The sequence below is a fragment of the Microbulbifer zhoushanensis genome (genome assembly GCF_021729055.1).
GTDB classification, from domain to species: Bacteria; Pseudomonadota; Gammaproteobacteria; order Pseudomonadales; family Cellvibrionaceae; genus Microbulbifer; species Microbulbifer zhoushanensis.
In genome coordinates, this window is the sequence record NZ_JAJSAO010000003.1 from 1 (window position 1) to 23,767 (window position 23,767).

General features: G+C 57.8%; 12 protein-coding genes and 1 tRNA gene. All 13 read right to left on the minus strand.

Annotated features, from left to right (window positions below; translation table 11 throughout):
* Window positions 1–11,309 (minus strand): hypothetical protein (locus LVD10_RS06300; RefSeq protein WP_237062503.1); only part of this gene is annotated, 11,309 nt, incomplete at its 3' end.
* Window positions 11,310–11,615: 306 nt separating this feature from the next.
* Window positions 11,616–12,992, minus strand: coding sequence for an AgmX/PglI C-terminal domain-containing protein (locus LVD10_RS06305; protein ID WP_233006164.1), 1,377 nt, complete (start codon window positions 12,990–12,992; stop codon window positions 11,616–11,618).
* A gap of 9 nt (window positions 12,993–13,001) precedes the next feature.
* Window positions 13,002–13,559 (minus strand): ExbD/TolR family protein, encoded by a 558-nt coding sequence (locus LVD10_RS06310; RefSeq protein ID WP_233006165.1) that lies wholly within the window; start codon window positions 13,557–13,559, stop codon window positions 13,002–13,004.
* Window positions 13,556–14,146, minus strand: a complete 591-nt coding sequence (locus LVD10_RS06315) for an ExbD/TolR family protein (RefSeq protein ID WP_237062505.1) — start codon at window positions 14,144–14,146, stop codon at window positions 13,556–13,558. Before LVD10_RS06315 ends, LVD10_RS06310 begins: the two co-directional genes overlap by 4 nt.
* Window positions 14,146–14,937, minus strand: a complete 792-nt coding sequence (locus tag LVD10_RS06320; protein WP_233006167.1) for a MotA/TolQ/ExbB proton channel family protein — start codon at window positions 14,935–14,937, stop codon at window positions 14,146–14,148. Before LVD10_RS06320 ends, LVD10_RS06315 begins: the two co-directional genes overlap by 1 nt.
* Before the next feature lie 87 nt (window positions 14,938–15,024).
* On the minus strand, window positions 15,025–15,339 hold the full coding sequence (locus tag LVD10_RS06325) for a hypothetical protein (RefSeq protein ID WP_237062507.1): 315 nt from the start codon (window positions 15,337–15,339) through the stop codon (window positions 15,025–15,027).
* Window positions 15,336–15,932 (minus strand): tetratricopeptide repeat protein, encoded by a 597-nt coding sequence (locus LVD10_RS06330; protein WP_233006169.1) that lies wholly within the window; start codon window positions 15,930–15,932, stop codon window positions 15,336–15,338. Before LVD10_RS06330 ends, LVD10_RS06325 begins: the two co-directional genes overlap by 4 nt.
* Before the next feature lie 58 nt (window positions 15,933–15,990).
* On the minus strand, window positions 15,991–19,191 hold the full coding sequence (locus LVD10_RS06335) for a tetratricopeptide repeat protein (protein ID WP_237062509.1): 3,201 nt from the start codon (window positions 19,189–19,191) through the stop codon (window positions 15,991–15,993).
* On the minus strand, window positions 19,188–21,233 hold the full coding sequence (locus LVD10_RS06340) for a tetratricopeptide repeat protein (protein ID WP_237062511.1): 2,046 nt from the start codon (window positions 21,231–21,233) through the stop codon (window positions 19,188–19,190). The genes LVD10_RS06335 and LVD10_RS06340 overlap by 4 nt, the downstream gene beginning before the upstream one ends.
* Window positions 21,234–21,235: 2 nt before the next feature.
* Entirely contained in the window at window positions 21,236–21,745 is a 510-nt protein-coding gene (locus tag LVD10_RS06345) for a hypothetical protein (protein ID WP_233006172.1), read from the minus strand.
* Window positions 21,746–22,381: 636 nt separating this feature from the next.
* Window positions 22,382–22,467, minus strand: a tRNA-Leu gene (locus tag LVD10_RS06350).
* Window positions 22,468–22,482: 15 nt separating this feature from the next.
* Window positions 22,483–22,929 carry a preprotein translocase subunit SecG gene (secG, locus tag LVD10_RS06355; protein WP_233006173.1) on the minus strand — a complete coding sequence of 149 codons (447 nt, stop codon included), beginning with the start codon at window positions 22,927–22,929 and terminating at the stop codon, window positions 22,483–22,485.
* Between the two features lie 77 nt (window positions 22,930–23,006).
* Window positions 23,007–23,747: a triose-phosphate isomerase gene (gene tpiA / locus LVD10_RS06360; RefSeq protein WP_233006174.1), complete on the minus strand. Its 741-nt coding sequence runs from the start codon at window positions 23,745–23,747 to the stop codon at window positions 23,007–23,009.
* Window positions 23,748–23,767 lie beyond the last annotated feature (20 nt).

Consider the following 23,767-nt stretch of genomic DNA (forward strand, 5'->3'; position numbering starts at 1 on the left):
TCTACAGACCAGTTCTGCAGCACGGGTTCTTCTGCATCGCGCTCACCGTCGAAGTCGATATCGCGCCAGAGGTAGCCGCCAAGGTTGGCAATACCGGGAGTACCACCCACATCGATGGCAACGCTCGCCTGCTCACTATCCGCCGGGTCATTCCACTCGACCATCGCGGTGTTCACTACCGTGTAGCCGATCTCCAGGTCCGCACCCAGCTGCGCCTGGAAGCGCAGGGTAACCTCTTCACCTGCGGGAAGGTCACCGAAGTTCGCGCCAAAGTCGGCAGTGATCACAGAACCGTTTATCGAGACACCGTCCCCATGGCCATTCAGCATGGCGGAGTCCGCAACGTAAGTGAGTACCCCCTCGCCTGCTGCAAGCAGGTCGTCGGTGATCACCATATCGCCAGCCGGTACGGCGCTGATATTGGTCACACGCACCAGGTACTCCAGCCTCGCCCCGGCTTCGGCAGCCCCGCCACCCACTACGGCGACTTCTTTTGTGATGGAAAGCTGCTGCGCATCCCCCACCACCACTTCAGTCCGCTGGGCGCCGTTGGCCGGGTTTCCATCGGCGTCGGTTAATGTCTGCGGCAGTTCCAGCGTGGCAACGCTGCCCTGGTTACTGATCACCGTACCTGTCGCGGTACCGGCGTCGACCGTGACATCAAAAACAATGGTGGCAGCCTGCCCGGAACTGATCACACCCTCGGCCGCACCGGGCAGGGGCGGAGTCAGGTTATCGGATGAGATGGGAAGGCCTGCACTGAGACGCTCTTCACCGCCACCATTGTCGCTTACCGCGATGCCATTCAGGGTAGTGCTGCCGGCCACGTAGGTGGTATTGGCCGGAATCAGGTCGGTCAGCTCGGCTTCGGTGGCATCCACGCCGCCTATGTTGTTGACGATAATGGTATAGCGCAGTGAATCTCCAGGATCGACAATACCCGCTGTCAGGTTGTCTTCCTGGATTGCCACAGTCTTCTGCACCACCAGCAACGGTACGTCACCGACAATATCGATAGTCGGGTCCAACGGCGCATCGGTATCCGGATCATCGGATGCCAGTTCGTCAAAGGCAACACTGCCCGCTCCCGCGCCGGTGAGGAAGCCCTGGTTGGAGATAAGGGTTCCGTCATTGACGTCATTGATGGTGACATCAAAGCTGACTACCGCCTCACCACTGCCCGACCCGCCCGGGTCGGCAAGCAATACCCCGTCTCCCGCTCCTGGTGAGGCAAGCAGCAATCCAGATGCCAGAGGCAACGTGCTGCCTATATCCACCACCGCCTCGCCATTAAGCTTGGTGGAGTTGGGTACATAAGTGGTATTCGCCGGCACCTGGTCGCGCAACAGTGCCTCACCGGTATTTTCATTTCCGCTATTGCGGACGCGTAATGTGTAACGCAGGGTATCGCCGGCCAGCAGCAGCTCTGCATCGCCACTTATATCCGATGAGGTCTTTTCGACCACCAGGTCCGGTGCGGATTCAATCACTACACGGGTTGGATCCTCATCGCCAGCCACGCCAGGATCGTCCGCGCCATTGATATTCGGGTCGTCACTTTCGATCGGCTCCTGCCCCGGCAGCTGGGCCCGGGCCTGGTTCAGCACCTCAGTGCCATTGTCGATCACCGGAGCCAGCGTTACCTGGTAAACCACTTCTGCCAGGTCCGAACCGGATCCCTGCGCACCCAACTGCAACTCGCGCACGTCCAGTACACCGCTGCCCGCTGCACCACCGGAAGCATTAGTGGCCGAGCTATCGGCCCCAGCGGGAGCGCTAACCAGTTGCAGGGATCCCGGTTGATATAGAGCGCTCGCATTGAGGCGGTCCAACTCATCAGTAATTTCGATATCACTGATATCGAGGTCACTGAGATTACGCACCACCAGCGTGTATTGAAGTACATCGCCTGGGCTGGCCGCCATGGCAGGGCTATCACCGCGGGAAATGTTTTCCACCGACTTGGCAAAGGACACATTGGGCACAGCGGCAACGGTGGTAAATACATCCTCATGGTCCAGTATGCCAGGGGTGCCATCAGTGGGTGCCGGCCGGACGTACTCACGCGCATCCGGAGCACTGCTGTCCCAGCTAAACCAGTGCTCCACACCGGCGATATTGACCAGGTCGGCACCATCCGGTGTGTCGGTATCCAGGAACGCCTCGTAGCTGAAGCGCAGGTGGTGATCCGAAGGCAGCCTGGCACTATTACCCGTGGTGGTTAACTTGAGCACACAGGTTGCCGCATCGAAGTCCGTAATAAAATCGGCCCCCGCTGCCAGTGAAGTTACCGGATTGCCCCCGGCATCCACGATTTCCGCCACGAAGCTCTCCGGTGGGGCCTCGCACATGCCACCCTGACTCGGGTTGGGCAGGATATCGGTGATACTGATATCCCACGCCGGGCCCGTGCCGATGTTGTGAACATCCAGCACAAACGTACCCGGCAAGCCGGACTGAACGCTGGCCGGCCCAGACTTGACCAGTGTCAACGCAGTTGGTTCTACCACCGACATTGCGGTGGTGGTATTACCACCACCGGTACCCTGCCCTGCAGCCGGGTTATCATTCGCAAAGTTATAGCGATAAGTGGCACTGTTAGTGAAATCCAGGCCATCGACATTCGGGGGGTTACTGTCGCGCAGGCGAACAATAATATCGACAACTACATCTTCACCGGCAGGTACATCAATTCCATTGGCAGTATCACCAATCACCAGGCCGGTTTCCGAACCAGTGTTTACCGGACTGAAATCCTGGCTGCCGGATACCTTTATCGCGTCAACAAATACAAGGTCCGCTGCGGAGTCGTTCAGGTCCAGTAGAACCTGTACGTCATTCAGGGCGGCGCCCTGGGTGGAACCGGGAATAGTGACTCGATAGGCGAAGGGCTCGCCGATAGAGGCTGTCGGTTGGGTGTTCTCGATCAGCAGGTCCTCGGCACTGGGCGTATTGAACTGCACGCCAACAGGAGCGGTCGGGCCATAGTCCTCGCGCATGCCGACTTCTGAAGTCCCCCCGGAAAGAGCCGGGAGATCGTCGTCATCCAGCGAATAATAGACCTCGGCAAAAGCACCATTCTGAATCGACAAGCCAGCGCCCAGGTTACCATCTGCCTGGACACGGTAGGTCACCTGCAGGGATTCACCGGGTGCGATGGCGTAGCTGGTGCCTCCGCCAAAGTCCCATACCGCCTCACCAGTGGTGGCATCATAGGCAGGGGCCAGGTTGGCGACGGCGACGCCATTGACGACGGTCGATTGCACGGTGACACCACCCTGGCGCAGTCCTGCCGGGACCAGGTCGCGGAACACCAGGTCATACGCGGGGGCAGAACCGTTATTGGTCACGGTCGCCGTATAATCGATAATATCACCCGGTGCCAGGGTCGAGCCGTCTGCCGGACTGGATGTAATGGCCACGGACAGGTTCGGCTGCAACAGGTCCAGGGTTTCGCTTCCCGCAAGGGTGGCACTGCCACCGTTAATAACACGCGTAAAATCGATACTGTTTGTCAGCGGCGTGTTGCTGGCCGGCCAGGGGTGGACATCCTGGTTGAGGACCCGGGCAAGATAGCGGATGACGAACTCATCATTGCTCGCGTCGTTATCCCCCGTATTCACCAGATCGGCAATATTCCAGCTAACCGTAGTCGGTCCTGCGGCCGGGTCACCTGACTGCGCCGGTTCGGCGATGTCAGCGTGAGTAAATGCTCCAGCCGGGGAGAATGGGGCACTGCTGTCGCCGTTTACCGCCAGGGTGCCTTCAAAAACCAGTCCTCGTGGCAGGTTGTCAGTCAGGACCGCGCTGGGATGACTGCCCTCCTGCAGATTGATACGCAGTTCGTACTCGATCAGGTCTCCCACACGCAGCTGCTCATCTGCCACACCGAAGCTGTCACTGAGTCGGTTCTTGGCAATAGTGCTGTCATTGGCCGCGGTCAGCTGCGCGACTTCACCATCAATAAAGTAATCATTCAGTGCCGGTGTGCCGGTGCCGTTGCGCTCCAGGCTACCAGTATTATCGTCATCGACGCTGGTCCACTGAATGCGACTGGCCGACGACAAGTCTGCTGCGGCAAGTACGCTGTCAGTTACCCGAACGTCATAGACCAGCTCTGCAGTGCCACCGATGCCAATATCAAGGTTGCTGTTACTGCGATTCCAGGTGAGCTCCTGGCCAGTGGCGGCATCTCCGGCAATGACGGGATCCGTCACCGCAGCACCGGCAAATATAGCGCTACCGGCAACAATTTCCATGCCAGGTGACAGCTGCTCCCGCACCAGCAGGTCCAACGCTTCTGAGCTGTTTGCACTGCCCGATTCCGTTAGCTCCAGCGTGATACGAAGGATATCGCCCGCATCCGGGGTGACGCCGGGGCCAGCGAGATTGTCGATGGACTTGGTCAGCACGAGCTGTGGCTCAATGATGGTCAACAGGCCGGAGTTGCCCGCGCCGCCATCAATGGCCGGGCCACCATCAAACTCGGCATAGGTGTAACTGGCTACATTCTCAAAACTGTAACCAGCCTGGGCGGCAACATTGTTGGCAACCCGTGCACGGATCTCAATCTGTGCCTGAGTGCCGGCGGGCAACAGGTCGATGCGCAGATCCAGGCTATTCCCACTGGTGTTGCTGTCATCGAGTGAAAGGTTATTGCCACTGATTTCAGAAACACTGGTGATCTCCAGTGTGGAATCCAGGTTATCCGTTATAACGAGGTCATAGATTGCCGAGGCACTGTTGCTGGCGGGCACCAGCAACTGGTATACGACTTCTTCACCCACAGCGGCGGTGCCGTCACTCGGCTGCAGCAGGATCTTCTGTAGGGGATCGACACTGGCAGGGGCAGTCGACATCTGGTAGGGAGCAGGCAGGTCCACCGGCCCGTAACGCTGTGCATCCCGGGGAGGCAATGACCAGTATTCATTTACCGTAAAGGTATTTTCCCATGACTGGCCACCACCTACATCGGTATAGAAACCTATATCGTAATCAATTTCCAGGCAGAGCCCTGGTGCAACCGGAGTGGCCAGGGCGAAGACCATTTCCCCGCCCCGCACAGCCGGTGAGGTGTAGCTGTAGTCAGCCGCATCAAGCGGGACACCGTCAAGACGAAGTTCAAGGTTTGCGATCGACGATTCATCCATTTCCATGGCGAGCTCGTCAGCCAGCTGCAACCCGTACGCCGGTGCGTCGCCCGTATTACAGGCCTGCAGCCGGAATCTCATCACATCATTTGCCAGGTCCGTCACCAGGTAGGGGCTACCGCGACCATCCCGGTCGACCTTGAGCAGGTTGTCCATCAGCGGCTGCACCACTGTGACTGTAGCGCTGCTTTCCAGCCGCGGGTCATTGGCCGGAGGATTGCCCGCGGCATCGGTATAAGACAAGCTGGCAGTACTGACCAACTGGGTACTGGCGGTATGGGGAATACCACTATCCTCAGTGACTCTCACAACATACTCGATCACCAAGGGGGTCGCGGTGCCCAGTTCCCGGGTCACATCACCCAGGCTCCAGACCAGCGATCCGGTGTCCCCGATTGCCGGGACACTCGCTGCCGCGATATCCGCGTAACTGTAACCACCGCCGTCACTGTAAGGCGCTACATCGTCACCATTGATGGTGAATGATTCCAGTGTGATACCGGCGGGCAGCATATCGGTGACGGTGACAGCGTTGGTGGTTCCCGGCTGGACATCGATTTCTAGCTGATAAGTTGCCGTGTCCCCGACGCGCAAGGTACTGTCCGCCGGATCATCATAACTGTCGGAAGCTACCAGCTTCTGCAGGCCGGAATTGTCTTGCGTATTGATAGATGCCTCTGCCGGCCCGGCACAGTAATCATTGGGGGCACTGATAACGGGACAACCGATACCATGTCGCTCATATAAAGTGTCATTGGCCTCGCTATCATCCAGGGATGTCCAGTCCAACAACACGCTATTTACCACCGGCTGGCCAAATACCGAGGTAACCACCGCACGGTAGGTCAGCTCGAGTGTACTGCCAAGCGGAAGATCCAAACTGTTATCACCGTTATCACGCCCCCAATTAAGCGGGCCTCCCGGCACCCCGGACGGAGTCGAGGTGAAGCCACTGACAGGATTACCATTCACAGTCGCAGTGGGCGTGAACGAGGAATCGAGTTCAACTTCCCCGGGCAGGATATCCACCAGGTTGAGATCGAAGGCGTCTGCCGTGGACCCACTGTGAGTTACGGTAATCACATACTCCAGTACATCACCCCCCTGGGCCAGTCCGGGATCGCCCGTAGTATTGGTCACAGCCTTACTGACCTGAAGCTGTGGTTCAACTGCAGTGACGGCTGCGGTGTCATCACCAACGCTCCGGGAACCACCAGTCTCACCATCAACGTAGCTCAGGTTGGCAGTGTTCCGCAGGGAATCACCGGCGTCGGTCGAGATCAGCTCGTTATCAACCCGGACAAAGTAAGTGATACGAATCAGTGGCTCGATACTGCCACTGGTAGAGTCGTCTTCGCTGGCGGTATCCACCTGGCCGATGTCCCAGGTAGCGTTTCCGGAAGTATTGTCAGCCGGGATTGCATTGAACGCTGATTCATCCGGCGCCTGGCCATTGATCGAGTCAATTCCGACAAACTGGTAATCGATGTCGTAATCTGAGTTATGTGCCAGGACATAGCTTGCAGACGCTGAAGCCAGCTGGTCGGTAACGATCACGCCGTTACTGACTCCTTCCGGCACGCGCAGCTCGAGCTGGAACTGCTTGTGGGCACCAATCGCCGGCACCACCGTGGTATCCAGGTCAGTCTTTACCACTTCCAGTGGCGGCACCTCAGTCTGGGCTGCGGCAGTGGCTTCATAATCATTTATGGTGTCGTTCGCATTAGGCACGGCACCAATTCGCATACCATCGGCCGCACCGTCTGGTCCAATCTGCCCCGCGGGATTGAGGGCGACGTCGCGTGATGGTAAAGACTGCCAGCGCCCCTCGATGGTGTTATCGAGAATCTCATGGGGCTCAACTCCCTGCTCCACGCGAACATCGAAGGTAAAACTGCGGCTCTCACCAGGAGCAATTGCATAGCCAGAACTGGCGCTGTTCCAGCTGAAGATCGGTGCGTCGGCTCCGATGCTGGAAGTATCGGTGTTCTCCGGCGGATCATTACCGCCAACGTTACCCAGATAGACCAGCCCGCTGCCGGTGAGGTCGTCCAGCACCTGCAGGTTGTAGGCCGTAGCCGATCCAGTGTTTTCTGCACTCACCGTTACCGTCAGTACATCATCGGCATCACTTTCAGCTACGGCAAATGACTTCGCCAGCACAATTTGCGGTTCCCGTACCTCCACCTCATGGGCTTCGAACGGCACAACAACCAGATTGCCGCCCTCATCGACATAGCGGGCATCCGCGACAGTACCGCTACCTCCGTTCACCAGGATGTCGCCATCATTGGTAAAAGTACTATTCTCTATCCGGGCCAAAAATTCGATCTGGAAATCAAACAGGCTTCCGCTCACGGTCGTGAGCTCCTGGTCGCCGAAGTTCCATTCAACAAAGTCGTTGCTACCGGTACTCGTACAAGTGGGAGTAATCTCTCCTCCCGGCATAAAGCCCGCGGCATCGTAGGGTGCAGCGTCCAGGTCAACCACCGGAGCATCCGTACAACGCATTCCCGATGGCAGCTCATCCCTGATAACGAAATTTCGCAACTTCGCTGCAGGGATCTGTGTGGTCAACTGGTAATGGATCTCCTCACCAACTACCGCTGAATCGCGGCTCGTTCCACTGGCTGCACTGTTGGACAATGCAAGTGCAGCCTTGGGCTGCGCCTGGACCTCGATAATACGCATCTGCGCCTCGGCAACGGCCGAACGATAATGGCGAGCTCGACCGGCTTCCGGAGCACCGTCGGCAGTGCCGTTATTATCAGAGTCACTATCGATCTGCGGGGAGTTCTGGTTGCCGAAGTCACTCTTCAGGCTGTCATAGAGAGCGAAGAAAGTATTGGTGAACAGCTGCTGCGGTGCGACAGTCGGATGCGGCTTGACCCGGTAGTAAAGGTCTATTGTCTCACCGGGATTGAGGCGCTCAAGTGCTGCAGACTGGTTATAAGAGAAGGTAATAACTGCCGGAGACCCATTCTCCCCACAGTGAACAGAGGGATCATAGTCATTCTGGTTGGCCGACAGGCCCACAAGGCCGTCGTCTCCGGTGATGGTTTCTGAAACACCGTCCCCATCATTGTCGATACCGTCGGCATCCAGCGCTTCGACACACATCTGTCCGGATGCATCCAGAGTATCATTGACAACCAGATCATAGGCAGGGGAACGACCCACACCATTGTCTGCCGCCCGATTGCTCACCCGCAGGCGGAAGATATAAGTCTGGTCACGGTGTCCCTCGTCTGTAAGGTTGACGAAATTACTACAGCTGGTGCCAAGGCCATACAGGGCCTCATTACACACCTGCTTTTCCACCTCGAGGAAAGGCTCAGTCACCGTCAGGTCCACCCGCCAGTCTTCCTCTGGCGGATAGCCGGGAATATCAGCCGGAACCCCCGCAGTGTTATCCACCACTACGGTTTCCTGCACGCCTTCAGTCTCGAATACCGCGGTGAAGGCCGCTCGCGCGAAGTCCGTACTGGCGGCAGCATGCTGGTTTGGGGCCGCGACGGTGTCCACCGGGTCATTCAGCAGACGAGTGGTGAGATCATTCAGGAACCAGCGGTCCCGCTGGTCAATTTCGCCCGCCACCTGCCACAGAGGGTCCACCTCACTCAGCGCAGTATTCAGTCCGCCGAGCTCAGTTATCGCGTTGCTGGCCCTCAGGTCAACACAGCGGGAAGCGATGTCCGGCAGCTCCACATCATTACAGGCCAGCGCATTGTCAGAAATGTAGCCCTGCCCATCCGGCAGGTCATCCCCGAAAGATACTGAATTGACTTCAATTAGGGTGTACCCGGGAGTTTCAAAGCCAAACCAGCCACCGGCCTGTAGCTCAACCTTACAGTCTTCCCCAATAATCACGTCATCATTGGCGAAACCAGGCTCATTGAGCTCTGTACACTGGCCGCTCAGCTTTTTGACCAGATTGAAGCCGAGTACGCGCGCTCGAACTCCATCCAGACTGTAATTATTCGCAAGCTGTTTACCTGGAGTTGTACCTGGATCTCCGTTCAGGTCGGCAGGTTCGGGAAAATCGAGGCTAGTCCCATCACTAAGCGTGATCTCACCGATCACGTCAGCGCGGAAGGTCAGGTCATCCTCCATCGCACCATGATTTTTTTCTACCTGGAAAACCACACGCTCGGTTCCGCCTGGCTGAATCACACCAAGGTCGGCAGCGGTGCATCGATAGACGCTCGCGGACGCAGGTATGTAGTCCGGATCGTTCCATACAGGGTGTGCGGGAGGAAAGCCAACCGCACTACAGCTGCGGTCGTTGCCCAATACCGTCATGGCCTGACCAAAGGAGATGTAGACAAAGTAGTCATCAGCCTCGTGACCACCATTGTTAGTCACATCCACTGTCAGAGGGGACGCGCCACTATCCCGCACGATATAAAGGGGGAAAACAGTAGTTACATCAAGGTCTTCAGGGTCCGGCGTAACATTGTCGGTCTCCACCTGGGTGCGGACTGTTCCAGAGCAGAAGTCGGTAAAGTTGGCTGTAACGACATTCTGCTGAGCGAGAGTAATATTGCTGTTGGGATCAGTATTATCTCCGGCCGTCTCTTCGTCGACATCCAGGTTCGCGGCCTTGTCATAGAAATCGGGCTCGGTGGTGACTATACGGAAACGAATCACGATTTCATCGCCATGCCTAAGCATATGTTGCTGGTCGGGATAATCAGGATTCTGGGTAGTACTCAGCAGGCGAAACTCAGGGGCATTGTTCTGTAGGGGATCAGAATCCCACTGATTCCAGGTTGGACCGACGCGCCACTCCAGCGTGTCCACCATTCCTGCAAACGATCCGGTGTAATTACCGGGATGGCCCACGCCTCGGTTGATCGCCAGAATCTGCGGTACGTATGTGGTATCCACAACATATTCTTCCGGCAAATCATTAGTGAAGTCGATATCCTTCACCGTTCCGCCGGTCAGGTTCCGGACTGTAAGGGTGACAAAACCGCTGGCCCCCAGGGGCTGGCCCGTATTGGTACCAGTGATATTGCGGATGATGGTCAGGTCGCTGGACGAGACCGTGCTCATCTGCGCAGTGTCGCTGTAGGGTCCACCACCGCCAGAAGTCTGGTCGATACCGCCAACGCCGGTGTTGCCATCGATTTCACAGCCCCACTCAAAATCGCTCACGGTGTTGGTCCCGTTGCTGCAAGAGCTGTTGACCTTACCGACGATGTAGACATTGACACTGCCGCCTACAGACACATCAACTTCGGCCCCATTGGGATCAGTGCTGCCATTTCCAAACGGAGAGGTCACCTCAAAGTTCCCAATGCTATTCGAAGCGGCGACACAGCCAGCACCGGAGCCTGAGCCATTATTGTTGGCGATGGTAAGAGCCGCCCCCTCGGTCGGACAAACATGGCTGATATCCATATTGGGATCAGACATCAGATCATCGAAGCGCACATCCTGCATGGCGGCATCACCGGCATTCTGGATGTTAACCCGCCAGATAACGTCATCATTGATATTGCCATAGACAGTATTCGTATAGTTATTCTGGCGCGCATCGACGTTCCGGCCACGCTTGTCCAGCTGGGGAATAGGTTCTCGCAGATCCAGCTCGACAATATCCTGGTCAGTCTCCCTGGGGAAATTACAGTAGTCAAAAGAGACTGAAGCGCCGATTGCCCTGTTAGCAGTGACGATATCCTCTTCCTGCTCATCCCGACTGCGCACCCCAAACGTGATCGTCATTGTGCTGCCTTCAAACCTTTGGGCCAGGGCCGAAAGGTCAGAGGAATCCCAGGTAATGGTATTGCCGGATACAGAGGGTTCGCCGAGGACCAGGCCGCTGCTGACCGATGTAGATCCGGGGATATACTCCAGCCCGGTCGCACCGAAATTCTCTGTCACCACCAGGTTCTCGATATGCTGGTTATTTCCACGGATACCGTTGGGAACACGGACTTCAATGGTGACCTGGCCATCACCGCAGAGCGTGCACCAGCTCTGCGAGAAACGATGGTCAACGATGCTGAAAAAGGCGGGATTATCGGGGTTGATTACTGGGCAGTTGTGGTCGGCCAGCGCCGGGGCCGAGGGCAATACGAAGCCCAGGCAGGTCAGGAATAGACTTCCGAGCGTTCTCTTGACTGAATTTCGACTGACCACATGAAACAACATCATTATCCCTTAGAAGTGCTAACGGAAAGTTATTTTGCTGTCCGCTCCCCGCAAGCCACGGACGCCGGGCACACCCTGCCCGGTGCGGCGCACTTTAGTCGTAGCGGAACAAACTAGCCGTGAAGCAGGTCTAAGTTGGATTTTGTAGAATTCTTTTCAATAACTTTGCCACACAGTTCTCACGGCCAGGGAAGCCATGAGCTGCGCAAACTGAGGGCGAGTAGCAGATCCAGGACATGTTGGGAACAGGACTCGCAAAAGTGGAAAGCCCCTCTCCTCAAATGAGGAGAAGGGCCGATGGCGGGATCAGCCCGCCGGCAGGAAGTCGATCGGATACAGGATGGTGATGGTTGGCACCCCGGCCTTCGGACCGAAGTTAAACCGCTTCACCCGCGCCGTAATCTTGCTGTTCAGTGCCGGGGAGTCCATATCGCTGGACTCGACACTCACGGCAGACACGGAACCATCCGGCTCGATCGTCAATTTCAGGACCATCTTGCCCTGGAGGGCCGGGTTCTTACGCAGCTCCCGGTTATAGATACGGTACAGGGAAGCCTTGTAACGGTCGAAGACGATCTGGATTTCTTCGTCCGTACGGGAAGGCCCGGTACCATCACTGAGCGGACGCTCCTCGCCGGCGAAGTCACCTTCGCTACCAATGGAACTCTCAACCCGGGAGAAGGCGACACCCTCCATCGACGAGCCGGTACCACCGACATTGCGGCTTATATTGGCACTGGCAATGCCACCGCTGTCGCTCTTGGCCGCTGCAGTAATCAGGGAACGCTGGCTGCGATTTTCCTTCTTACCCGCGGTACTGAGCTGGGTGCGCTCGCCGAGGCGGTTGTCGAGGTCATCCTCGATGAGGTCCTGGAAGTTATCCTTGAACGCCAGCACGCCGGAGCGCTCAGCCTTCTTGCGGGCCTGCTTCTTCTCCGCCTTGACGGGCTTGGGTTCTTCCTTGGCTACCTTCTGCTTCTCGGGCTCAGGTTTCTTCTCGTCCTTTTTCTCTTCCTTTTTCTTGGGCTCGGGCGGAGGCTTGGGTTTCTTTTTCTTCTCGATCACCAGCTTCGCCAGGCGCTCGGGAATCTCCACCACATCATCTTCCGGCTCGGGGACCGTCCACAGCGGTATGCCATAACCCAGGAACAGGGCCAGCAACAGGGATACCAGCAGGCATCGGCGGAAGCGCTTGTCGTCATCGCTCTGGGTATGCCAGGGCATCACCGGTACGCGACTGTCGGACAGCACCAGGTCGCGGGTTACCTCGAACTCGAACTTAGCATCCTCTTCCGCTCGGCGCAGTTGTTCGGCGCGGTCATCGAGCTCGAGGATATCCTCTTCGTAATGTTCGATCTTTTCCTGGATCCGCCGACGCCGCTCCTCGAGCATCTCGAGGTTGGTTTCGTAGACGCTGACCTTTCGCTGGACACGATCAACCACCGCACGGGAGGCACTCTGGCTGAAGTCATCAGACCAGAACATCTCACTGTGACCGGTTTCATCCAGCCGCTGGAGCTTTTCCGCAATATCGGCCAGCAGCTGGTACTGCTCGGACTCTGCAACCAGGTCTGCCAGCTTCGCCTCGACCTGGCTCTGCTCGCCTTCCAGTCCGCGAATCCGCCGGCGTACCTCTTCCAGCTCGCCGCTGACCGCCTGCTTTTGTTGATCTAATTTACTCACGAACTTCCATTAACCCTGAGATGCTTTCTGAATGACCGCTAGAGAAATCCGCGTATAGCCGGCCTCGGTACAGCTGGACATCACTTTTTTCAACAGGTTGAAGGGAATCGCCCGGTCCGCGAGGATATTGACCTCCGGAGGTTCTGCCGGTACTTCCTCACCACCTTCAGCAACGGTCTCTCCACCCTCTTCCTGTGCCTCCTGCGCCTCAGCTTTGGCGACACTCAGGGCTTTACCCATTTCTGCTGCCATCGCCTCCTTGATGGCTTCCACAACCGTTTCCTCACTCTGGATCAGGTCCTCGGTACTCATTACCGGCTTGGACTCAACCAGCACTTCCTTGTCGGTGACCATGAGTGTCACCGTTTCACGTGGCCTGGATTCGACCACCGAATCCGGCAGTGTGATCACCTTCGGGGGATCCAGCGCCTCGTTGCTGGAGGTGTTGGTCAACAGGAAGAACACCAAGATGGTGAATACATCCATCAGTGATGTCAGGTTCATACCCGGCGTCTTGCGTCGACGGCTCCGGGACATGCGTTTCATGCGTCGGCTTTCGTGTCTCACGGGGCATCTCCTATTGATATATCCGGAAAGAGCTCAACCCGCTCAACAGATTCCGGATCACTCGGGTCGCTCCCCTCACGACGAACTTCCGCACCGCGAATCGTATCCATGACACCGACCAGGTACTCGTACGGGATGTCCGGTTCCAGCAGCACCATAGCATCGGTCTTCTCAGGATAATTACCCTTGATCTTCAGCAGGAACGCACTGAGCTTGGCCAGGTCGTAGACCTCTTCGGTCTGGCGCAGGCTAGCTTCTTCCTCCCCGGCATCTGCTACAGGCGCTTGCTCACCTGTGGATCCCTCCGGGGACTCGCTTTCCTGCCCCGGGTTGGGGAAGCGGGCAATGACTTTCTCGCCGTCACTGATTTCCAGACGGTCCTGGCGAACTACAACCTCTACCGTGACAGTAGGGTCGTCCGGTGCACCACCGCCCGCACCGGACGGCATATTGAGCTCCATGATGGTGACGCGCGAGAAGACCGCCGACACCAGCAGGAACGGCACCAGCACCACCATCAGGTTGAGGAAGGCGGTGATGTCCAGTTCCGGAGCTTCTTTATCTCTCCCGTGGCGCCTTCTTCTCATTACGCTTTTTCCACTTCCGCTACTTCTTCTTCCTGCTCGGGCGTATCGGTCTCTGCCGCTGCTTCACTTTCTGCAGCAGCCTCGGTTCCAGCATCGGCGGTAACAGCCTTTTCCTGGCTATCGGCCTGCTGCTCGTCCGGCTTGACCTCACCGCGGCGACGCGTAGAGATTGAGATGATATTAAGGGCCTTGACAGACACCATTTCCAGGCTGTCGACGATTTCACCAGTCAGTGAGTTCAGCAGGGCGTGAACGATCAACAGGGTAATACCCACCATCAGGCCGAAGGCGGTGGTGTTCATTGCCACAGAAATACTGGCGGAGAGAAGGTCGGCCTTTTCCGCCGGGTTGGCATTGGCTACTGCGGTAAACGCCTCGATCAGGCCCATAATGGTACCCAGCAGGCCCAGCAGCGTAGCGATGTTGGAGAACAGGGCCACATATGGGGTGCGCTTCTCGAGCTGCGGGATAATCTCCATCATGCTCTCTTCCATCGCGATCTCGATGTCCTCACGACGGCGCACGGCACCCTGGCGGGCAAGCCCCATTGACAGCAGTTTGCTCACACCGGAGTTATCCTGCTTGACCAGGTTACGGGCCCGGTCGAAGTCACCGGAGGTCAGCACGGGCTGTAACTTGTCCCACATGGCGCGGTTGGTGTGCCGCTCGTAGACAAGCCGGATATAGCGCTCAACGGCCACCGCGGCCCCCAGCGCGAACACCACGAGAATGGGGTACATGAATGCACCACCAGTCTGGAAGAACGCGATTACGCTGTTGAAAAAGTCCATCACTAACCCTCTTGAAAATACTGCGGTAAGCTTCGATTTTAATTAAACAGAAAGGCTGACAGGCAATCCGTGCACATCAGGCCGGTTTTATTCGTCGGAAAGGCTGAGCTCGTAAAATTCAAGCTCACGCGCAAACACTTCCTTATCCAGCGGCTGCAGGCTGTCGTCCAGTAGGCTGGATACCAGCTCAGTCTCCACACCCACCTCGGAATTCTTCCACGGAACGATGTAAAGAGACTTGGGAGCCTCTTTGTTACCGATAATGGAAATACCAGACAGCTGCTTCACCTTGGTATCCACTTTCTTTTCGGCCTGCTCTTCCTGCGCGGCCACGGGACCAGCCAGGAGGCAAGCTATGCTCAACGGGAAAAGAAAGCGGGGGGAGAATTTACGGGAAATCATCGTCCAGCCCTCCTCTTGAGGTCCGCCATCCAGATGGTCACCTGCTGATCATCCGGATTTAATTGAAGATACTGGTTGAATTGTGCCAGAGCACACTGGAGATCTTGCAGATAGAGATCACACAAAATGCCTAAATTTTTCACCAGCGGACTGTATTCCGGATTACTGGAGATGGCGTTGGTGTAAATAGTGCGAGCCTCTTCAAAGCGGCCCTGTTTGCGGTACAGCACGGCCAGCTCGTTGTTGGCGGCAGCGTGCCCGGGATCAAGTTCCAGCGCCTTGAGAAATGATTCTTCAGCGTGCTTCTGGTCTCCGGTTTTATAGTAAGCAATCCCAAGGTTTACATAGGGAGCGGGAAGTCGCTGCTCACGCTCGATAACCTCGTTCAACAGCTCGATTGCCTGCTGGTACTCCCCGGCATTCAGATACTGCAGGGACTCCTCAAAGTCCTTGCTCACGCCACCGGCTACACGGACCTTGCTGTAGTCCGTGACCTTGCCGGTCTTGGCAGGCCCGCCCGCGCAGGCGCCCAGAAGGAGCATCAGTGCAACGCACGCGGTTCGGGCCAGCATGTTGACTGGAAGATTTCTCATGAATTCCCTACCTCTACTCGTGCCGCCAGTGGCCGCCAGCTATCAGTGCCCGCGACCATCACGACTCCTGGTCTCCGCTTGCCGGTGCATCTGCCGTGGAGCTGGCTACGTCGGCCTCATCGCCGGCTTCCGCTTCCGGAATCTCCGGGATGGGGACAATGGTGGGCAGGAACTCACCTGCCTCTTCCGGCCGTGCGTAGCGCGCCGGCACCAGCGTCGCCAGCTGGCCGATACTCTTCTCGATCCAGTCGTTGTAGATCCCCATACCCAGCAGCTCCATGTTTTTCTCATGGACGGAGATACCTTTCTCCTCAAACGGGTAAATCTGTTCTTCAAGAGCCAGCTCGTACTCCTCCAGTTCTAGGGGAGAGAGGTTTTTCGGGCGCTCGGACTCTTTCAGTGCCTTGCTGAAATGGAGGTAGATTTCACCGAGATAATAAGTTGCCGCGGCGGTAACATCCGCCACCTGGTAATCAATCAGGTCGGTATAGGCGGCGATAGCCGCTTTCATGCGTACGCGCTTCTGGTTCAGGTTTTGCTCGATGGGCGCAACCAGCCTGACCTGGGTGAAGGCATCGAAAGTGGGTTCGGCAATAACCAGAGCAGCGTTGCCAGCCAGGTAACGGGTGCGATCGTTGCGCTGGCTGCCACCCTGCGCCTCAATACGCACCATCTGGCGCAACTCATCCATATAGGCACCCTGGTTGCCGGCCGCCTTGTGCAGCTCAGCAATCTTCTGGCGCGTCTCCAGTGCAGGTTCCATCGGGGTCGGGAACAGTTTCACGTAACGACGCAGGACCTCCAGGGCTTTGTCATTGCGCTTGGCCGCACTGTATAGGTCCGCAGCCTGGTTAAGCGCCTCTCGGCGGACATCGTCATCCTCAGCTTCGCGCTCAATCCGCTCGAATTCTGCCGCCGCCAGCATCAGCTGGCCACTTTCCTGGTAGACCACTGCCAGCTTTTTGGTGACTTCCCTGATCAGCTCGTGTTGCGGGAAATGCTGGCGGAAGCCTTTGAGGACTGCAGCTGCCTGCATCCAGTCTTCCAGCACAATCAGGGAGGCGGCCGCATCGTATTCGGCAGTCGCGAGAATGGTCGCACCTGGTGCCGCATTGCGGATACGCAGGAAGTGCGCTGCAGCCGTCGCGTGGTCCTCCTGCTTCCGGGCCAGGTCACCCTGCTGGTAGATCGACGCCGCCAGGTTATCAATGTAACCGGCGCGGTCCTTGGAGTCTGCGGGTGTCAATGCCAGCACCTGTCCGTAAGCAGCCTCGGCCTCCACAAATGCCTCGGTTTCGAACGACGCATGAGCGATCGACAGCCAGGCCGACTGGCGGATCTCAGGCTTGGCTCCCGGGAAACGCTCGAGCAACAACTTGCCCTGCTCGATGGTCTGCGGGTAATCCCTGAGGCTGTACAGGTCCTCGACTGCCCCCACCATAACCTTGGCGGCGTCCTTGTGCTTCGGGAAGGTTTCGGCGAACTTCAGGGAAGAGCGGATAATCTCGCGCTGGAACGGTGCCTGTTTCTCCGGGGACGCATCCTTGAGCTTCTTGCCCAGGTGCTCACGATAGGCATACACCGCAGCGTACCCCGCCTCACTTGACTTCTTGTGCGCTGGGTAATCGTAAGCTGTGCGTTCATACTCGACACCGGCCTGATGGAAATCGCGATTCTCCAGCAACAGTCCGGCCAGCTGGAAATTGATTTCCGGGGCCTTGGGCTTATCGCTGAAGGATTTCAGGTAACTGCGATACCAGTGAATGGCCTCACGGTAGTTTTCTGCTTTTTTATCCTTGAGTCGCTTGTCCTGGTAGGCAGCATGATAGTGGCCGGCCAGGTCGATCAGGTTGGCCTGCAGGAACTCAATGACTTCGTCATATTCATTGACGTCGAAGACAGTCCAGTACTCAGCCTCCAGTGCGTAGGTGTTTGCGAAGGCTTTTTTCGACTCCAGTACCAGGCGGGGGAAACCACCCTTCTGGTAAATCTCGATCACCCGGATTGAGAAATCCGGCGCAACCCGATGGAGGGGATTCCGCTCCACGAAAGTGTCGTAAGCCTCCGCAGCGTCCTGGTAACGACGCTTGTCCAGGTAGTACTCCCCCAGGTGGCTATAGACATAGGATTCGTAACCGCGGGAGCCTTCACGCTCAAAGTACTCCACGATGGATTCTGCACCGCCGAGGTAAGAGAAACTCAGGCTGACGACGCGAAAGGTATCCTCAATATGCTTCCGCTCGACGTCGTTGCTCTGCTGCTCGAAGTCGTAGCCCTGTGAGACCTTGTAATCGAGCATGGCGACAAAGTCATCCAGGCCGCGCTCATACAGCTCCTGCTTGAAGAAGGCCCAACCCCGCTTATAGAGCGAAATCTCATAAAAACTCGACGATTCCCCCATGGCGATCACCTTGCCATAGGCTTCCTCGGCATCCAGGTATTTCTTGCGGATAAAGTAATATTCGCCCAGCCGGAAGTAGGCCTCATCGCTGTGGCGGGACTGCGGGTACTTCGCCACCATCTGGCGCAGGACTTCGACGGCCTCGTCAATCTGCCCGGTTTCCTCGTAGGCCCGGGACAGCTGGTACATTACCTGGTCGTTGCGTTCGTAGAGGGGATATTTTTCCAGCAGCTGCTTGTAGAGGCCGATCGCCTCGGCAGCGTTGGCGGCAAGCACCGCGTCGGGATTGTCACCGGGGACCGCCACCGGACCGTCGTCGGTGTCGATATCGACTCCCGCCGTGGCCCGCGCCTCAAATGCCAGGTCAGATTCATCGCCACGGGAGGCGATGCCGGATGCCGTCGCGGACGAACCGGAGGCAGCGGGAGCTGCAGCGGTCTCCGGCGCAGCCAGGCGCCCGCCCTCGCGCCGGCCCTGAGCATCAATCGAGACTGGTGCGCCACTGCCCTCGCCCCCTGAGGCAGCAATATCCTCACCCAGCGAGCGGGCCTCGGCCCGGTGCGCCTGCTTGATTTTCAGGTCGGCGATACGGCGGATCGCCTCCGGCGTAAAGGCGGTCTCCGGCGTTTCCTGCAGGTACTTCTGGTAACTGGCCAGAGCTTTCTCCAGGCTGCCATCGATCCGCTCTTCCTTGATCTCGATATCGACATTCTGCAGGCTGCCAATGGTCTGGCTGTCGTTCACCGCACAACCGCCCAGCAGGGCCAGCAGCAGGGCGGCACCGGCGGTGCTGCCAGGCTGGCGTGCACGGATCGCACGGGCAACCGGGTTAACGGTCAGGGCTCGGGCATCCTTCACTGCGAAGCCTCCTCATCGGCGGATCCGGGCTCCAGCTCTGGCGGCGTGTCCTGCGGCAGGGGCTCACCATCAGCGGGCTGTTCCGGGCTATCTTCCTGCCGGGGCTGGTCTGCCTGCTCGGCCTGATACTGCTCGATCTTGCGCTGGTCAGCGCGCTGTTCCTGCAATTCATTTGCCCGGTCATAGCTGTCAGCGAGGGCGAAGCGGGCCTTGATCTGGTATTCCTCCAGTTGCGCACGACGACGCTCAAGGACATTGATAGCCATTTGCTCGAGCATGGTGCCCTGGCGGGCCATCAGCTGCTCAATCCGCGGCTGCACTCGCTCGATCCGGTTCCGCAGCGAGCGGATTGTTTCGTCATAGCCAACGTAACTGTGCGTGGCCGCCTGGCGGGTGCGGACATAGGAGTTGTAAACCTCCTGCAGCTCCTCGATCTCGGTGTTCAGCTCCTGCAGGTGCTTGTAGGCTTCGGTCAGGCGGGCGTCATACTCCGAGGCCAGGCGCCATTCGAGTATGCCCTCGAGGCGCGCCACACGGTCTTCGGTCTCTTCGCTGACCAGTGACGGCCGCGCTGCCATTGTCGAGCGGATACGCTCCAGTTGCCGCAGGCTTTCGCGTTCGGATGTTTTCGCAAGGAATTCGGGTCGACGGCTCACCAGCATCTGGTCAATCCGCTGGGCAAAGGTATCCCGTTGCTCGACCCGCAGCTTGATACGGGCATCCAGCGCCCGGAATTTGCTGTCCAGGCCCGGCAGCAGTGGCTCGTAGTACCCGCGGCGCAGGGCGATAATGTTCTCGTAGGCTGCCAGGCTTGCCAGCCATTCCTCGTTACGCTCAAACAGGTCATTGAGGTCCTGGTAGTTACGCAGGAATTCCTGGTAATCATTCGAAGCCATCAGGTCGAGGAGGTAGTGGGTTTCCGGCGCTCCGGGGATACTGCGCAGCGTTACCACCCAGTTCTTGACCTGGTCAGCCTCCTTGCGGCGCAGGGCTTCAAGGAATTTTCCCTCGCGGATACTTTCGATGGACTGGGTAAGCGTATCGACCTGGCTGCCAAAAATATCCAGTGCATGGCCATAGTTCACTGCTGCTGTACTGTGCACATCCAGCTTGCCGTATGCGAAGGGTACGGCCAGCAGGGCCTCATGAACCGACGCATTGGTTTTCTTCCGCTTTTGCAGGATCTTCCAGGGGACCAGGGCGCGATCGTAGCGTCCGGCGCGCGCCTCCACCCAGCCGGCGCCGAGCAGCGCCCGATTGGAGAACGGACCGTCGAGCTGCACGCGATCAAAATAGGGCCGGGCCAGCTCCAGCTCACCGGCCTCCATCAGCCGGGAACCCAGCATCAGGTTGGTCTTATCATAAAGGGCCTGCTTGGCGCTGTCGGAGCTGCGGCGCTTACCCAGGGCAGTTAACTCGGAAATCCCCTCCGCCTGTTCACCTGCTTTAAGCAGGGCAATGCCCAGGTTGTACTCAACGAAGCCGGCCAGCTCCTCTTCACCTTTCAGGTCCTCGAGTAACTCTACCGCTTCGGTGAAACGGCCCAGCTCCATATAAACGCGGGCACGCAGGAAACGCTCCCTGGCACGTACGCGCTCGGGCACACGCCCCTCGATCATCTGCAGGGCATGCAGTGCATTCTGTGGTTGCTGCTTGTGATAGTGAATCCGTGCGAGGCGATAGGCGGCCTCGTTGCGAACCGGCTGCGGTACATTGCCCTCAAGAACGGCCTCGATCGCACGCCCGGCCTCCTGGTGCATCCGATAGGACAACTCCAGGTCACCAACAGAGAATGCGGCCTGGCCATAGTGGGCCGTAAAAGGATCCAGCTCAGGCTGGTCGAGCCGGCGGTACTGCTGGATCTCCGTATCCAGGTCGACAATCGCATCGAAGTAGTTGTCCTGGTAGGCCTCGTACATGGCCGCACCAAAGAACAGGTCTTTCAGGTCATCCTGGGATCGGTCAATCGCGCTCGCAACAGGAACAACCGCCAGCGACACCAGGGTTGCGCCGATCAGGGTCGGTAGCAGACGGGGAAACATGCTTACCAGTCCTTGAAGTTGACCGCGGACTCGGAACCGGCAATCTTGATCTCGACAAACTTGGGACCAACCTCTTTCTCGACGGCGTAGCTAGCCTCACCCGTTACTTCCCGGCCGGAATCAGTCTTGCCAATAAAGCGCACCTGCAGCGGATGGCTACCGGACTGGACATTGGCAACGTGTATTTTCTGTACGCCACCCTTCTGCAGGGCCTCGATTTCACGGAAAGTATAGAGGTGATGTGCCACCACCTCGCCGCCAAGCTTCAGCTGGACGGATTCCAGGTTGAAGTTGCGCGGCTCCGCCATGGAAACGAAGAAGGAGGCCTGGGTATTGGAGGGGAAAAGGAGCTTTTCTTCCAGCTGGGACAGCTCTGCTGTGAGGCCAATCACATCTTTCTTAACATCCTGGATCTGCTCGTCCAGTCCGCGAATATCGTCCCGGCTCACATCCTGGGCATACCCGACTGACGCCAGCAGCATGAATACTGTCACTTTTAGAATTCTGCTCATGATACCTACCTCTGACCCTACCGCTGACAACGAGCGTCGATGATGTCGCAGACCCGCGAGGGCCGCTGGAAACCCCATAATTGAAGGGGCATTCGGTCAGCGAGATTGTATGGCAATCGGGGGGCGGGCAAATGTGAGGCAGGTCAAATCTCGGATATTCGAACAATGTCGCGACTCCGAGCCGCGTAGTGGCTCACATTACTGTGAATTTCGGCAGTAGGATAGAAACCACGGCACGGGCATATAGACATTGCTGATGCGGCAAGAAAACGTGACACAACGCGCCGCCAGCACAACAAAGCCAGGCTGAACCAGCTATCCCCCAGAAAGTGTAGGGCCGCTCAAGCCCGGATTTAACCTTCTTCCCGCGTCACCGACCCGACCTTAAAACAGCGGTGGTCAGGCAGGCGCTCGGCAGCAATACAATAAGCCGTATCGCAACGCCTTACCGCCCCCAGCTCGGGAGTGGAGCCCCGCCCGCGCAGCACCCCTGACATCAGGACAGCCACCAGCGTCAATGCCCGCCGCCAGAAAGGCTGCAGCCTTATCATTGACCGGATCACCCTACAGCAGAAACGAAAAAGCCCCGCTGTGCGGGGCTTTTCGGATTGCTTCAGATAACTGAAGACTTTTATATGGTGCCCAGGGCGGGACTTGAACCCGCACGGCCATAGGCCACTACCCCCTCAAGATAGCGTGTCTACCAATTCCACCACCTGGGCAAAAACTCAATACTCTTACTGCTGCGGCTCTTCTTCACCTTCCGCCTGGGGAACGTCGTCAACGGCCTCGCCAGACTCCGCCGGAATCTCGCCTACCGAGGGCACTTCACCTGCGGCCTCGGATTCCACCTGCGGCACGTCGCTCTCCATTTCCGGCAGATCACTCGCCGGACCCTGCTGCTCTACTGCAGCCGGGATTTCAGGCAGGTCCGCGTCGACATTCGCCTCGGAAGCCTGCTTGGCCAGAATCGCCAGGCCAAAACTGGTTACGAAGAACACAGTGGCCATGATGGCGGTCAGGCGGGAGAAAAAGTTTCCACTACCCTGGCTACCAAAAACCGTCTGGGATGCGCCGGCGCCAAATGAAGCTCCAGCTTCGGCACCCTTACCCTGCTGCAGCAGGATCAGGCCAATAATACTCAGCGCTGTCAGGACGTGAAAGATTAAAACCAATTTTTCCATTTTCAGGAAACCCACTGTTCGGGCGCCAGGCCCAATTATTCAATATTCCGCAGTTCGCCGCCAGTCAGCAGGGCCTATTATCCCGCCGCACGACAAATGCCAGTAAACTCTTTTGCATCGAGCGAGGCACCACCAACCAGTGCCCCATCGATATCCTGCTGCGCAAACAGCGCTGCAGCGTTACTACCCTTGACGCTACCGCCATAGAGCAGTGGGGTCTCAACCCCAGCCTCACCCAGGCGCTCCCGGATAAAGCGATGTACTTCCTGGGCCTGCTCCGGAGTCGCGGTTTTCCCTGTACCGATGGCCCACACGGGCTCATAGGCAACCACTACACCACGCCAGCTCTCAGCTCCTGCATGATCCACCACAGCCTGCAACTGCGCACTGATCACGTCCAGTGTCCGGCCGGCCTCACGCTCTTCGAGCGTTTCACCGACACAGAGGATGGGCACCAGGCCTGCGCCCTTTACCGCCGCAAACTTTTTCGCCACCAGCTCGCTGGACTCCCCATAGAGAGTGCGGCGCTCAGAGTGCCCGACAATTGCATATCGGGCCCCGCAATCGCCCAGCATGTCCGCAGAGACCTCACCGGTAAAGGCTCCGGCCTCTTCCGCGCTGACGTTCTGGGCACCTACAGAGAGCTTTCCGGACCCCACCTTGCCGGCACTCTCAACCACCTGCATGAGGTAGGGGAAAGGTGGGCAAATCGCCACGTCGGCCACGACACCGGAAAGATCCAGTGCGGAAAAAAAGGCCCCGGCAAACGCCCGGTCGCCATTCATTTTCCAGTTGGCTACTACCAGCGGATTCGGCATGTGTGCTCCTTCAAGGGGCG